Source organism: Methanoregula sp., assembly GCF_050010295.1.
Lineage (GTDB): Archaea > Halobacteriota > Methanomicrobia > Methanomicrobiales > Methanospirillaceae > Methanoregula.
On the sequence record NZ_JBEKLH010000004.1, the window covers coordinates 43,296 to 57,612 of the forward strand.

14 protein-coding genes and 2 tRNA genes are annotated in these 14,317 nt (G+C 53.2%); 9 read left to right on the forward strand and 7 right to left on the reverse strand.

Annotated features, from left to right (window positions below):
- Positions 1 to 66: 66 nt before the first annotated feature.
- Positions 67 to 1,581, forward strand: a complete 1,515-nt coding sequence (locus tag ABSB80_RS06245; RefSeq protein ID WP_428369258.1) for an MBL fold metallo-hydrolase — start codon at positions 67 to 69, stop codon at positions 1,579 to 1,581.
- A 91-nt stretch (positions 1,582 to 1,672) separates the two neighbouring features.
- Here the strand turns inward: ABSB80_RS06245 and ABSB80_RS06250 are convergent, their stop codons facing one another.
- Positions 1,673 to 2,512, reverse strand: a complete 840-nt coding sequence (locus ABSB80_RS06250; RefSeq protein ID WP_428369260.1) for a DNA adenine methylase — start codon at positions 2,510 to 2,512, stop codon at positions 1,673 to 1,675.
- Between the two features lie 146 nt (positions 2,513 to 2,658).
- On the opposite strand from ABSB80_RS06250, the gene hxlB reads away from it, so the two are divergent.
- The 3 genes from hxlB to ABSB80_RS06265 are packed head-to-tail and all read left to right on the forward strand — an operon-like array spanning position 2,659 to position 5,418.
- The gene (hxlB, locus tag ABSB80_RS06255) at positions 2,659 to 3,258 is read left to right on the forward strand and encodes a 6-phospho-3-hexuloisomerase (protein ID WP_428369262.1); all 600 of its coding nucleotides are present in this window, start codon (positions 2,659 to 2,661) and stop codon (positions 3,256 to 3,258) included.
- Between the two features lie 14 nt (positions 3,259 to 3,272).
- Entirely contained in the window at positions 3,273 to 4,379 is a 1,107-nt protein-coding gene (locus ABSB80_RS06260) for a pyridoxal phosphate-dependent aminotransferase (RefSeq protein WP_428369264.1), read from the forward strand.
- 1 nt (position 4,380) lies between these two features.
- A complete protein-coding gene (locus tag ABSB80_RS06265; RefSeq protein ID WP_428369792.1) occupies positions 4,381 to 5,418 on the forward strand; it encodes a M42 family metallopeptidase in 1,038 nt (345 codons plus the stop codon).
- A 142-nt stretch (positions 5,419 to 5,560) separates the two neighbouring features.
- Here the strand turns inward: ABSB80_RS06265 and ABSB80_RS06270 are convergent.
- From ABSB80_RS06270 to hypD, 3 genes are all read right to left on the reverse strand, one after another.
- Positions 5,561 to 5,632, reverse strand: a tRNA-Arg gene (locus ABSB80_RS06270).
- A 246-nt stretch (positions 5,633 to 5,878) separates the two neighbouring features.
- Entirely contained in the window at positions 5,879 to 6,478 is a 600-nt protein-coding gene (locus ABSB80_RS06275; protein WP_428369266.1) for a cytochrome b561 domain-containing protein, read from the reverse strand.
- A 247-nt stretch (positions 6,479 to 6,725) separates the two neighbouring features.
- Entirely contained in the window at positions 6,726 to 7,754 is a 1,029-nt protein-coding gene (gene hypD, locus ABSB80_RS06280) for a hydrogenase formation protein HypD (RefSeq protein WP_428369268.1), read from the reverse strand.
- Positions 7,755 to 7,799: 45 nt separating this feature from the next.
- Here hypD and ABSB80_RS06285 point away from each other — a divergent pair, with 45 nt between their 5' ends.
- From ABSB80_RS06285 to ABSB80_RS06295, 3 genes are all read left to right on the forward strand, one after another.
- Positions 7,800 to 8,846, forward strand: a complete 1,047-nt coding sequence (locus ABSB80_RS06285) for a mechanosensitive ion channel family protein (RefSeq protein ID WP_428369270.1) — start codon at positions 7,800 to 7,802, stop codon at positions 8,844 to 8,846.
- A gap of 70 nt (positions 8,847 to 8,916) precedes the next feature.
- A complete protein-coding gene (locus ABSB80_RS06290) occupies positions 8,917 to 9,627 on the forward strand; it encodes a sugar phosphate isomerase/epimerase family protein (protein ID WP_428369272.1) in 711 nt (236 codons plus the stop codon).
- A gap of 188 nt (positions 9,628 to 9,815) precedes the next feature.
- A tRNA-Thr gene (locus ABSB80_RS06295) sits at positions 9,816 to 9,889 on the forward strand.
- A 143-nt stretch (positions 9,890 to 10,032) separates the two neighbouring features.
- On the opposite strand, the gene ABSB80_RS06300 is transcribed toward ABSB80_RS06295, so the two are convergent.
- Entirely contained in the window at positions 10,033 to 10,515 is a 483-nt protein-coding gene (locus ABSB80_RS06300; RefSeq protein WP_428369274.1) for a hypothetical protein, read from the reverse strand.
- Positions 10,516 to 10,979: 464 nt separating this feature from the next.
- Here ABSB80_RS06300 and ABSB80_RS06305 point away from each other — a divergent pair, with 464 nt between their 5' ends.
- Positions 10,980 to 11,429 (forward strand): hypothetical protein, encoded by a 450-nt coding sequence (locus ABSB80_RS06305; RefSeq protein WP_428369276.1) that lies wholly within the window; start codon positions 10,980 to 10,982, stop codon positions 11,427 to 11,429.
- A 134-nt stretch (positions 11,430 to 11,563) separates the two neighbouring features.
- Here ABSB80_RS06305 and ABSB80_RS06310 read toward each other — a convergent pair whose 3' ends face one another.
- Together ABSB80_RS06310 and ABSB80_RS06315 are read right to left on the reverse strand one after the other, a co-directional pair.
- Positions 11,564 to 11,800 (reverse strand): hypothetical protein, encoded by a 237-nt coding sequence (locus tag ABSB80_RS06310; RefSeq protein ID WP_428369278.1) that lies wholly within the window; start codon positions 11,798 to 11,800, stop codon positions 11,564 to 11,566.
- Positions 11,801 to 11,940: 140 nt separating this feature from the next.
- Positions 11,941 to 12,117: a hypothetical protein gene (locus ABSB80_RS06315; protein WP_428369280.1), complete on the reverse strand. Its 177-nt coding sequence runs from the start codon at positions 12,115 to 12,117 to the stop codon at positions 11,941 to 11,943.
- Positions 12,118 to 13,047: 930 nt separating this feature from the next.
- Between ABSB80_RS06315 and ABSB80_RS06320 the strand changes: the two genes are divergently transcribed.
- The gene (locus tag ABSB80_RS06320; RefSeq protein ID WP_428369282.1) at positions 13,048 to 14,208 is read left to right on the forward strand and encodes an aminotransferase-like domain-containing protein; all 1,161 of its coding nucleotides are present in this window, start codon (positions 13,048 to 13,050) and stop codon (positions 14,206 to 14,208) included.
- Positions 14,209 to 14,317: the final 109 nt, after the last annotated feature.

The window sequence follows — 14,317 nt, forward strand, 5'->3', positions numbered from 1 at the left end:
TTTGGATTAAAAAACCATAAGTATATCGACGTCAAGAGACAATGCTGATCCCACAACCGGGGGCTTATGGAGAAATTTTCTTTCATCGCGCATATGCCGGATGAACCGGGTTCGCTTCACCGGGCAGCCGAGATAATCAAAAAATACGACGGGAATATCAACCGCATCCAGTTCGACCGGCGTATCGATCCCGGGACGGTATTTTATGAAGTGACCGCTGATGCCGAGTCTTATAGCCGGATAACCCGCGACCTTGCCGATATCGGGTACCTGCAGACCTCGCTGAAGCCGCTGGACTTCCTGAAGTTCTGTGTGTACCTTCCGCACCAGCCGGGGGCCCTGTATGAATTTCTCAGTTATACGACATCGGCCGGGGCAAACATTGCCGGTATCGACTTTGATGACCGGGGCCAGTACCCTGACCGTCTCACCGTCAGTCTCAACCTTGAACAGAGTGCCGTCGTCAACAAGCTCCTCGACCAGTTGAAATCCCGGTACCGGCTTGAGATTATCGAGTATGACAAGACCGGAAAACACCTTGACGATACGGTCTTTTACGTCCGGTATGCCCAGGAGGTCCGCGACCTCATCGGCGAATCCGAGGAGGCATTCATCCTCTCATTCCTTGCCGATACCAACCATATCGCACAGGACCTGATGGCCCGCGGCTGCGATCCCCGCCAGGTATTTGAGAGCGTGCTCGCCACCGGCAGGACCATGAACGCAACGACCGGTAACGGGTTTTATGCTGACGTCCAGCAGTTCTGCATCACGGACAAAACCACGCTCTTCTGTTTCCAGGTCCCGTGCGGGGGCAGCATTTTCCTCATCCGGACGCCGGATGAGATGGTGATGATCGACACCGGGTATGGGATTTATCATAATGACATCCTCGCAATGCTCTCGCGCTATGACGTGGGAGAGATGAAAAAGCTCTCGCGGATCGTCGTGACCCATGCCGATGCAGACCATTACGGGGCATCCGGATATTTTTCTGTTCCGGTGCTGATGCATGAGGACACCCTTGAGATTACCAGAAGGAACAACCGTGCGTATGGATCCCGGAGCGAAGATTCGGTGCTCGAAGCATTTTATACCCGGATGATCAACCAGTTCTCCCGGTTCCGGACTCCTCCCGCCATCACCTGCTTTTCCCGTCCGTCCGGTACGACACGGGGGATTTTTCCGGTCATCGGCACCATTCATATCGGAGATCTCGACCTCGAGGTGCTGGACGGGCTCGGCGGCCATACCTGCGGGCAGGTCTTCCTGTATTCACGGCTGTATGGCCTGCTGTTTGCTGCCGACAGCGTCATCAATTTCGGGAGTCTCACGAAGGAGCGGGCAGACTACAGTTCCCTTGCGGCGTTCCTTGTCACCTCAGTGAATGTCGACAGCGAACGGGCAAAACAGGAACGGAAGGCCCTGCTCGGGCTCGCCCTGGAAACTGATCAGGAACTTGCGAAATCCGGCAGGCGCTGCCTCATCTGTGGCGGTCATGGTGCCGTGTCGGTCCTGGAAAACGGAAAACTGGTCGCCTACGGAAAGATCGAGCGGTACGAGGCGGGAAATCCGGCATGAATTGTGTCAGCCGATCGTAAATTCCAGGGAAAACCCGGAGTCCGGAATTAAAAAAAAAAGAAGATCGTTTCTATAAAAAGACCGTTTTCCTTCAGTCGGCCGTATCGTAATTCGTCACGATGATCTCGTATGCACCGTTCCGCCGCTCACCGTTGCAGTTGATGAAGCGTTTTGCAGCAACCGTCCGTACGTGAAAGTCCCGGTATAATTCTTCGATCTCGGGAACTTTTGAATTGCTCAACATCAGCTGGACACCGTTGGCGGTAAGTTTCCCGAATACCTGTGCCAGCCGTTCCTGGTCCCGGAACCTGAATCCGTCCGGGTTGTAACCGGTGAAACCCGCAGTCTTCGAGAGCGGGTGATACGGGGGATCGAAATAGATGAAATCCCCTTTTTTCGCACTCTTGACCGCCTTCTCAAAATCGGCATTCAGGATGGCAACATTCCGAAGCATGGCATGGAATTTCAGGATTGAGGACTCCGAAGGGAGGCTTTTCCTGGTATGCCGACCGAACGGGACATTGAACTTCCCCTTCCGGTTGACCCGCCAGAGGCCGTTGTACCCGTGCTTGTTCAGATAGATGAAAAGTGCCGCCCGCCTGACTGGATTGTTCCGGGAGCCTGCAAGCCCGTTGAACTCCTCTTTCAACTGCCGGAACGAGTCTTCATCATTCCGGAGCCGCTCGCTGGAGAGTTCTTCGATAAGCCGGCGCGGATGAGATTTTACGACACGGTACAGGTTGATCAGATCGGCATTGAGATCGGATATGACCGCGCGTGAGATCCTTCCGCTGTTCTGGAGGTTTACCAGGAGGGCCCCGCCGCCGACAAACGGTTCGAAGTACGTATCCCAGTGTCCCGGCAGGCTGGCGCTGAGCTGATCCAGGAGCTGCCGTTTCCCCCCGGCCCATTTTACCAGCGGCGCTTTCACGTTCTACAATTTTGTGGATGATCCTTTAAGATCCTTCTCCTGCCGGAACCGGTTGATAGTGATTCGCAAAATTACTTTTTTCCGCATCCGTCAGGAATATGCGAAATTCTCATCTACTATGTGGATGCATCTTTTGTGAGAGAAGCATGGAGAGCCACAGGGTACAGGAAATGATGCTGTTGATGGCATCGAAGATCCGGACAATTGCCAACACGATTTCAGATGAAGATATAGAGAAGTTCCTGAACGAGCTGCTGAAAGCGAAGAGGGTCTACGCAATCGGGGCCGGACGATCGGGCCTTGTGGCAAAAGCCTTTGCAATGCGGCTCATGCACCTCGGGTTGCAGGCCTACGTGGTGGGAGAGACCATCACCCCGGCAATCAGCCCCGGGGACCTGATGGTGGTCTTTTCCGGTTCCGGGCGGACCAAGACCGTGGCCGATATCGCGGAGACTGCAAAGGAGGTGGGGGCCCATATCTGCCTCATCACGTCAAACGCGGACTCCCGCATCGGGAAGATCTCGACATGCACCGTCATCATCGAGCACCAGCGCGACGAGGTGAAAGACGATACGGTCGAGTTCGAGATCCGGCAGATGATGGGGGACCACAAGTCGTTTGCCCCGCTGGGGACGCTCTTCGAGACCGCCTCCATGATCTTCGGCGATGCCGTGATCTCCTGCCTGATGGAGATTACCAAGACCGATGAGACTGCCCTCAAGAACCGCCACACGAATATCGAGTGAGAACAGGATCCCCCATGCCAATGAGATTTTCCGAACGGGTCGCCGGTATCGAAATATCCGGCATCCGGAAGATATTTGAAGCGGCAGGTCCCGGCTCGATCAACCTCGGGCTCGGGCAGCCGGATTTCGATACCCCCCAGCACATCAAGGACGCGGCCATCGCAGCGATCCGGGAAGGGAAGACCGGGTATACCAGTAACAATGGGATCCCGGAACTCCGTACCGCAGTCTGTAAAAAATTCCGTAAGGAAAACGGGCTTGTCTACGATCCCGACCAGGTCATTATTACCGCCGGCGCAAGCGAGGCGCTCCATATTGTCATGCAGGCGCTCGTAAGCGTGGGCGACCGGGTGCTCTGCCCCGACCCGGGTTTTGTCTCGTACAACGCCCTTGCGACCCTTGCCGGCGGCAGGCCGGTCAGCGTCCCGCTCGCGAGGGATCTCCATATCGATGTCGAGCAGGCAAAAGGGCTGATGGACGGTGCCCGCCTGCTTGTCCTGAACTCGCCGGGAAATCCGACCGGGGCCGTCGAGAGCAAAGAGTCGATCAGGGCACTGGTCGAATATGCCGCTGACAAGGACGTGACCGTTGTCTCCGATGAGGTGTATGAGCACTTCATCTATGGCGGGGAACACTGGAGTGCCGGAAGGTTCGGCGATAATGTCGTCACCATCAATGCGACGAGCAAGACCTATGCCATGACCGGGTGGCGGCTCGGGTATCTGGCAGCGCCCGACGAGATCGTTGGCCAGTGCATCAAGGTGCACCAGTACTGCCAGGCATGCGCTACCTCGATCTCGCAGTACGCCGCGGTTGCCGCTTACGAAGGCGACCAGCACATGGTCAAAGTGATGCGCGACGAGTACCAGGCACGACGGGACATCATCTGGCGCGGACTTTCCGGCATAGGACTGGAATTCCCGATCCCCGAAGGTGCATTTTATGCTTTTGTACCCATGAAACCGGAAGTCGCCCAGAAGATCATCGAAAGCGGGGTAATCATCGTGCCAGGATCTGCGTTTGGCGTGAATGCTCCGGAGTACGCGAGGCTGAGCTACGCAACGTCCCGGGAGAACCTGGACCGGGCCCTTGATAGGATTCGGAGTGTAATAGGTGGTTGATATGGTCAAAGAACTCTTACGGAAATTATCCAATGCCCACGGCGTCTCGGGCAGTGAAGGCAGCGTGTTTGCGATCATCAAGAAGGAACTCCGGGGGCACGTGGACGAGATCCGCGACGACCCGCTCGGCAACCTCATCGCCATCAGGCGCGGCAGCAAGTTCAGCGTCATGCTTGCAGCCCACATGGACGAGATCGGGCTGATGGTCAAATATATCGATGACAAGGGGTTCATCCGGTTCGTCGCGCTCGGGGGATGGTATGGCCCGACCCTCTACAACCAGCGGGTCATCCTCCATGGGACAAAAGGCCCGTGCTTCGGCGTCATCGGCGGGAAGCCCCCTCACATGATGGACGAGGAGGAACGCAAGAAAGGCGTGAAGATCGACGACATGTTCATCGATATCGGGGCAGCGAACCGGCAGGAGGCCGAAGTCCTCGGGATCGACGTAGGCACGCCGGTTACCGTGGACCGGGAATTTGCCGAGCTGGCGCACGACCGCGTGACCGGGAAGGCCTTCGACAACCGGGCAGGGGTCGCCATGCTGATCAAAACCCTGCAGGAAGTGGACTCCCCGCTCACGATCTACGGTGTCTTCACTGTTCAGGAGGAAGTAGGGCTGAAAGGGGCCCGCACAAGTGCCTATACCCTTGACCCGGACTGCGCGATCGCAACCGATGTCACGATACCGGGCGACCACCCGGGCATCGATATGAAGGACGCACCGGTGGAGATGGGCAAGGGCCCTGTGATAACAATCGTCGACAGCAGCGGGCGCGGGCTGATCGCCAGCCGGAAAGTGGTCAAGTGGCTCAAGGATGCGGCAGATGCAAACAGCATCCCGGTCCAGCTGGAAGTCGGGAGCGGGGGCACGACCGATGCAACGGCGATCCACCTGACCAAAGGGGGCATCCCGAGCACGACGGTCAGCATCCCGTCACGCTATATCCATTCCCCGGTAGAAATCCTTGATACAAAAGATATCGACGCCGGTGTCCGCCTTCTGGTGGCTGCCCTGAAACAGAAGCCGGTGTTATAAGAGATGGTAATTTAACCGATCTTTTTCCCGTTTTTTCTGGATCTTCTGAATGGGAAAGCCGGGCCTGAAGAAGCCCCCTTGACCAGCGGTATCCCTCCGGGAGGATAATACTGATAAAAGACATTCAAAAATTGTTACTCGACGCCTCGGCCGGGACTCGAACCCGGGTCAAAAGCTCCGGAGGCTTCTAGGATGTCCACTACCCTACCGAGGCAACTTTTACCTTACTTAATCTCTCTCCTTCCCATATAAATACTCGGGAGGGTGGAGCAACCGTCGGATCAGGCCTTCCCGATGTGAAAAACCGGTCGCCGGGGCGGCGCATGGCAAACCGGCGGGACTTCGTGGATTGGTCCCGGTTGTTGCATAGTTACCGGTACACGGGACGGGCAGGACGGGAAATTTTTTCTCTCATGCTACCCGCGGGCGACAGGAAGTAGGGTAAAAAATACCGGGAGACCTACCGGCCAAGGATTGCGGCCAGGAATACGAGACCAAGAATGATATTGATACCAATGAGGACAATCAGGATCCGTCCCAGCCAGCGATGGCTCATCCGGACTACCTTTTTTGATGTGGTTACGCGTTTTATACAATAGCCGATAAGTAACGTGATAATTACCAGGGTTCCAATTGCCACGCCCAGGATCTCATGGATATTTTTAAGGTGCGGAAAACCGGAAAGAGCGACCATGGAGATCCCGATAACCAGACCGGCAATCATGCAGGCACCGCCAGTTACTTCAAGGATCACATGAGTTTTGTACCAGTTCCTGGTTTTGTGAAACCTCGCGATGAGAAAACCGGCAACGAGAAGGATGAGTCCCATCGATATGAACAGGACATGGTACGGCCAGTATACCGGTATTCCCTGGTCGAACTGTCCGGACCCCCCTCCGAGTGCCGGTGCGGGCAGGGCGAGGGCAGGACAGCAGACAAGTGTCAGAACTACAGCCATGAGGATGCCGGAGAAGATTCCTTTTCCCCATCCGTGTGGCAGGCTGGCGGCCCGTGGTGAATTTGCGGGTTTTTTCCGGCGGTTCATCTGCAGTGGCGACATGGTATCAGGATCGGACTATAGAATATCGCGATATTTATCCTTTTGGGAAAACATGGAATAGACCTCCATACCGGAGCCACTGGCTGAAAATTTCCGTGGCACCTCGTGAGTACACGTTTGGGAGATTGAGTACACGATTCGTTTTGAACACCGCAGGCACCGGACATCTGAGGGAGATATCCTCTATCTTGTATCTAATCCCGCCCGTGATCGTGTATTCCCCGGCAGGGAGGAACGGTCTGGCGGGTCAGGGCTTCTTGAGCTGGTACTGGTGCCAGATCTTGCAGGCCCCTTCGTGGCTGACCATGCACGGCCCGACCGGGGTCCTCGGACTGCATACCTTCGCGAACAGTTTACAGTCGGACGGCTGAGCGATCCCCCTCAGGACCTTGTCGCAGATGCAGGCCGAATGCTTGCTGATCTGCCGGAACACGATGTCGAACTTTTTCTGGGCGTCGTACTGCTCGAACTCCTTTTTGAGCCGCAGGCCCGAACCGGGGATTACCGGGAAACCCCGCCACTCGACATCGAACGGTTCGAAGACCTCGTACATGACCTTCTTGGCCTTGACATTTCCTTCGCGGCTGACTGCCCGCGGATAGGCATTGTCCACCCGGTGCGTCCCCTCCTTCACCTGACGGACCAGCATCAGGAGGCCGAGAAGGATGTCGTCGGGTTCAAATCCTGCGACCACCTGAGGGACCGGGAACTGCTCATATTCTTCGTATCCCATGATCGTGCAGACATGGCCGGGGAGCATGAACCCATTCAGCTTCGCCTCGCCCTGTTCAAGCAGCCATTTCATGGCCGGCGGGACGATCCGGTGGCACGACAGGATGGAGAAGTTTTCCGGCGGGTGGGCAAGGATGGTTGCGGCGACCGTCGGAGCCGTGGTCTCGAAGCCTACCGAGATGAAGACCACTTCCCTGTCGGTCTTATCCGCAATCCCGACTGCCTTGTGGACACCCTGCACAACCCGGATGTCGCCGCCGCAGGATTCCATGGACCCTTTCGAGCCCGGGACCCGGAGGAGGTCGCCGTAAGTCGCGATGATACAGTCCTTTTCAACGAGATCGAGCGCTGCATCGATCTCGCCCTGCGGGGTGATACAGACCGGGCACCCGGGCCCCATCACGATCCTGAGCCGGGCCGGTAGGAGGCTCCTCAGGCCGCTCCGCGCAATTGCAGCCTCGTGGGTGCCGCAGATATGCATGAATGCCATATCCCGGTCCACCATCTCGTGCAGTAGATCAGCAATCTCCTTTCCTGTCGCCATGTACGCTCAAAGCTATTTACTCCGAAATGACATAAGAGTACGTGTATGGCTTTGGGAATTTTGGATCTGAATTACGTCTACGCGGTAGTAACGGTTGTTTTCGGCATACTCTTTGCCCTGATTGCGCGGCTGGCGGTCCGCTGGCTGGAGGCAAAAGCCGAACAGACCGAGACCAAGCTGGACGATATCGTCATCGCGGCTATCGGGACACCGGTCCAGGTCGGTATCATCGCAGTTGCGCTCCATTTTGCTGTCAGCCATTTCGGTATTCTTCCTGGCAGCCTGCAGTGGATCCTCGATCCCCGCTTCATCACCGCATTCTATGTCGTGATCGGTGCCTGGATCATCTCCTCGTTCCTCCACGACATCATCGTTATCTACGGCCATGAGTTTGCCAGACAGTCCGAGAGCGACTGGGACGACCGTCTCATCGAACTCCTCGAACTCATCGTAAAATGGCTCGTCTGGTTCGGGGCCCTCATGGCGATACTCAAGGTATTCAATGTCGACATCACCCCCTTCCTTGCCGGTGCCGGTATCGCGGGCCTGGCGGTCGCACTGGCGGCACAGGATATCATCTCCAACTTCTTTGGCGGGGCGATCATCACGATCGACAAGCCTTTCAAGGTCGGGGACCGGATCAAGGTGGACCAGTATTACGGGGATGTCCTCGCGGTCGGGCCCCGGAGCACCCGGCTCAGGACCCTGGACTACCAGGTAGTCACCATTCCCAACAACAAGATCACGTCCAACAGTATCGTGAACTATTCCGAGCCCGACCAGAAGCTCAAGATAACGATTCCGGTCACGGTCGCGTATGGGACCGACCCGGCGAAAGTGAAGGAGATCCTGCTGGAGATTGCCCGCACCACCACCAGGGCAACGGATTACCTGCTGGACGACCCGGAACCCACGACATTCTTTACGGAGTTCGGCGACTCCGGCCTGAAATTCATCCTCTATGTCTGGGCGAAGAAGTACAACCTGCCCGACGAGGTCAGGGACGCCATCAATTCCCGGATTGCCGAGCGGTTTGCAGCAGAAGGGATCGAGATCCCGTTCCCGCAGATGGAAGTGCGGCTGAAGAAGTAATTCTTTTTTTCCATAATTCTTCATCCTGCCGGGCACACGTTTAAGAACCGGGAACCCCGACCACTCAGGTATGTTCGGGGTCTCCACGTTCTGCCTGCACAACCTCCCGCTCCCGGAAGCGCTCGAAAAGCTGGCTGCCATCACGGATAGGATCGAGATCATGGACGACGGCCCCCATTTCCTGGAAACCGCCGAACCCCTTCTCTCCTTTGACGGGCACTTCTCCCTCCACACACCCTGCCGGGGAACCAATATCGCGAGTGTCCTCGAGCCGATCCGCCGGGCTTCGGTGGAGGTCATGGAGCAGTGTTTCCGTATCGCCACCGAAGTGAACGCGGGCCTGGTCATCCATCCCGGCTATTTCGCATGGGCAGAGGAGCGGGGGAAGGCGGAGCAGCAGCTGCGCCGTTCGCTTGCGGACCTCACCGCCCTTTCTGACGAACATTCGGTCCGGTTCTTCATCGAGAACATGGGGAACTGGGACTATTTCCTGCTGAAAACACCCGAAGAACTCCCGCTCATCGGAGCGGCAGCTTTTGCTCTCGATGTCGGCCATGCCAACCAGATGAAATGCCTTGATGAGTTCCTGAAGCACCCGGCATCCCATTACCACCTCCATGACAATTACGGGAGAGATGATTCCCATTCTGCAGTCGGCGATGGCACCATCGATTTTTCTGCCGTCATGAAAGCGGTCAGGAACTCCGGTATCGTCCCGGTCATTGAAGTGGCTACGTTTGAAGGGGTTATCAGAAGTATCGGGCAGCTCCAAGCGCTCTGATACCGGTCTCTCCGGTCAGCGGTGCATCCCATGGACAACCGGGGAGATAGTGCAGGTTTCCGCCAATGCCTCTCCGCAATGTTTTATAGGGATTACTCACAACGTAGTTAGGCAACCCGAACCAGTGGCTTAACCGTGGAACGCCTTCTTTGAGAGGACCACTGCGAACGGCTGCTTCATGTGAACATGCCTGTGTGACACAGCCCGGTAGTGTGCCTCCTTGGTAAGGAGGAAGTCGCGAGTTCGAATCTCGCCACAGGCTTGAATTGAAAAGTTCAAATCTTTTAGGTTTTTTTGGCAAAATACCTTTAATTTTTTGTCCGATTTTAAAGGTTAAAAAATAACGTCCGGCCGGGGCGCTCAACTTTTCAAATCCAAGTCTTTTCTAAAAAGATTGTTTTAAAGCTAAATTTTAACTCGTAACCTTTTATTCCACTGTGAGGTTTGAATCTTAGGAACATAAGGTAATTTCACTTGAAACATCAAAAGATAAAGGATCGTGAAACCACTAAAAGTAAATATCACTGAAATAACAAGAACGTTCTTCGCCCAGACAAATGTGTCTGAAAAAGGGGATAAAGTTAGTGCCAATACACCAGTGATAATGCCGACTATTGGAATTATTGAAACAGGAACGAAGTTCGGACAATTTTTCGAGGGTTTAGTAACAATAATTGTAATTATAGCGTAAATTGTCGCTAAAGTTATTGAGGATACAAGAATGCATGCATTTGCGATTTCATTAATGTAACCTAAAGGGAAAGTGTAAGTGATATTGGAAGTTGCGATGAATGAGGCAATAATTATTGCAAGAAGGGTGAAGAATATCGCACCTAAAACTTGACAGATAAACTTACTACATACCTTAAACTCATCCACAATTCCCATGAAATAATATTATTCGTAGTTTTAAATTTATATCTTTACTACTCAACTTCAGTGTTTTATGTTTCAATTCGTTTCCTTCGCTCTATTCCTTCATACAAGTTTAGCCAGAACTTTTTTGTAATATCACTCTCTAGGCATAAATCATCTGGATCCAGTTCAGCATCAAGATTCAGAAGTGAAGTGCCATCTTCACGAAACCGGATGATGTATCGTGCCTTAATGTTCGAGTGCCGCGTTTTTTTGGGAAGTTCAATTCTCCATAGCAGCACTCTTCACTGGGGTTATAGGTATCTCACAAAATGTGACCTATCACATCTGCGGTCGTTTCTGATATCACTATTCTAAAAAAGAGCCGCATCTCCATTTGTGTGGGTTGCCAACAGAAACGCATGGCGACGAGGCAATTCTAACGGGACGGAACGTTTAAAGGGACGAGATTATTAAAATAGAAGAATGGTGAATTGATGGTTTACCGAGTACTTGAAAAATATTCACGAAAATTCCTTGAACGGCATACAGGAATGACAATAGCCGATATTACAAGCCGTGCTATCTCTTGGAAAAAACAAGGATATACCTTTATTACTCTCGGAAAGTACACATGGACACTCGAACCTCTTTTAGCCAATATAAATTCTTTAAATAAGATTTCGGTCACAAAACAAGAGTTAGAACAGATTTATAAACTTCCATTCGGTGAGATTTTAAGACGTGTAAACGTACGAGAAAAACCATTTCGACCCGGGAAATTAAGCTTGATTTATATTTGGGGGATCTCTCAAGAAATGGACGGATCGATGTATATTCGGGTTAAGGATATCGTTTTTACATGGGACGAATTTGTTGAACTTGTTAATGCCATGGGAGGAACATCGACAAGAGAACCTGATGACTATATGCGGTCATACCAATAATGTAATAAAAATTGCAATCAATTCTAATGTTGATTTATGTGTGTTGAGGTAATCTTTAATGAAAGTTGAAAGTGGTAAGTCCCGACAACGCAACAGAACCGTTTAATTTATCGATCTCATTTCATTTCACTTCGTCACCTCTCTATGCCTTCACACAAATTCATCCAGGACTGTTTTGTAACATCCCCTTCAGGGCATAGGTCATCTGGATCTAGTTCAGTCACATGTTGTTCACCAAGTGATGAGAATGGCGTTCCATCTTCGCGGGACCAGACAGTATATTGAGCACCAAGTATCAGCAATTCAACAGTATCCCATGTCACATCAGATTCTTTAACCGGCCTGCGCATGACTGCTGTCAGTTCCAGCATTGTTGCGGCACATTCTCTTTCTCTTTCAGTTCTCTCTTTTTTAATCCTTGACAGACAAGGAACTCGTTCATGATATAATCAGAATCGAATTTAATGTCAAATCCCACGGCATCTCCTCTGAAAGGGTATTTTTTCCGTCCTTACCGTACGATCATGATCAGGTCGCCATCGGGGGTTATGTTATACCGTTTTAACAGCAGCTCGTCATTCATGATACTTTCGCGCCCGAAGACTTCCTTGATCCTCTCGCGGATTCGCTGGATCTTCTGGTAGTCATAGGGTGCTGGCTGGACCATCTGTCGTGTAAGTGCTTCCATGATCCATAGTGGCAGGATTTGGGATAATAAGGCAGGCCATGGGGAGGGTGAAAGTGAGCAGATCAGGTTTGGCCTGATATATCTCTTGTGAAGCCAGGATCTGGTGTACGAAAATCATACTGACTTCATGCCCGTTTTTTTAAAATTGCCACAAACCGATCCGCCAATTATTTTTAATTGTCGCATCCGGACCTGGCAATTTTTCTTAATTGTCACTTCCGGATCCGGTAATAATTATTTATTGTCAGATCCGGACCTGGGAATTTTTTAAAATTGCCACCAACCGATCGGGCGATTTTTATAAATTGTCACCTCCGGACCCGGCAATTATTTTTTATTTGGAGTGCAGCGGGAGAGGGACTCCGTCGGAGATGAGAGAATTTAACCGGATCTTTCCGGCACAAATTGTCGCAGACCGATCCGCCAATTATTATTTATTGTCACCTCAGGACCCGGGAATTTTTTAAAATTGTCACCTCCGGATGTGGGAATTATTTTTTATTGCCAGATCCGGACCTGGAGATTTTTCAAAATTGGCACCAAACGATCCGGCAATCTCTCTCAATTGCCGCATCCGGACCTTGCAATTATTTTTTTTTGCAGGATCGTTCCAGTATTAGTGAGATCTCGGACCGGATCGTTCTGAAAAAATCTGCCGCTTACAAGTATCCACGCGGACGATATCTGGTGCACCAACTACTTATGATAGCCATAACCGGTATATCCAAGTCCAACACGCTCTCATCATCGCTTCGCTGCACAGGAGATCGGTGGTACTGGTGCTCCGGGGCTCCTGATGCTTTAAGGGTTCAGACAACCTAAATTATCTCAGTTTATGCAGGTGTTTGCAGGTGATTTATGCATATTCCCCCAATAGTCAAGCCCGGAACCTCCGGCATCCTAAAACCGCGTTACACTTTCGCACGGCGGATGGCGCGGACTCCCAAGTCGTTCATCCGTGAAATCCTCAAGGTAACCGAGAACCCCGAGATCATCTCCTTTGCCGGGGGGCTTCCCAACCCGGCACTCATCGATGTCGAAGGGATTGCAAAAGCAGCTGCCAAGGTTCTCGCAGAAGACGGGAGGTCGGCACTCCAGTACTCCACCACTGAAGGATACCTCCCGCTCCGGCAGTTCATTGCAGAGCGGTACAAAAAACGGCTGGGGTTCTCTGTCTCCCCGGACGAGATCCTCATCACCAACGGGTCGCAGCAGTGCCTCGACCTGATAGGCAAAGTGCTCATCGATGCCGGGGACCACGTGGCGATCGAACGCCCCGGATACCTTGGGGCCATCCAGGCGTTTTCCCTCTACGAACCCTGCTTTCACCCGGTCATCCTCCGGGAAGACGGGCCGGACCCCGCCATGCTTGCCGATGTGGCAGGCAGGTACCCCCTGAAGTTATTCTACGGTGTGCCAAATTCGCAGAACCCGTCCGGCATAACCTATTCCGATGAAAGGCGCCGCGAGATCGCCGGAATACTCGAAGGGAGCGGGACGCTCTTTATCGAAGACGACGCGTATGGCGAACTGAATTTTTCGGGAAGATCGAGCCCGTCGGTCCGGGAGTTCCTGCCTGACCAGACGATCATCACCGGGTCATTCTCCAAGATCCTTGCCCCCGGCCTACGGATGGGGTGGGTTGTCGCACCTCCCGAAGTCATGGAGCAGATCGTTGTGGCAAAACAGGCGTCCGACCTCCATTCCAATTACCTGTCCCAGAGGATAGCGTTCGAGTACCTGTGCCACGGGGACATCGATGCACGGATACGGACCATCAGCGCCGCATACAGGAACCAGTGCGATCTCATGATCCGGATGTTTGAGGAGATGCTGCCGGAGTCCGTGACCTATACCCGGCCATCCGGGGGGATGTTTGTCTGGCTTACGCTCCCGGACGGGATCTCCTCCACGGATGTCTTTGAACGCGCTCTCCGGCAGCAGGTCGCCGTCCTCCCGGGCACCCCGTTTTACGTGGACGGAGGCGGACAGAACACGCTCCGGGTCAATTTCTCCAATGCAACGCCCGATAAGATCCGAACCGGTGTGGAACGGCTCTCTGCCGTCATCCGGGAACTCCAGGATGCCTGACCACCCGGGTGATGCTCCGGTATCCCGGACCACCCGTCCTCCTCCAGCATGAGTATAAAAACAGGATTGATAAATCGCTGGTGTACATATATATGTACCGGAAAGGGTA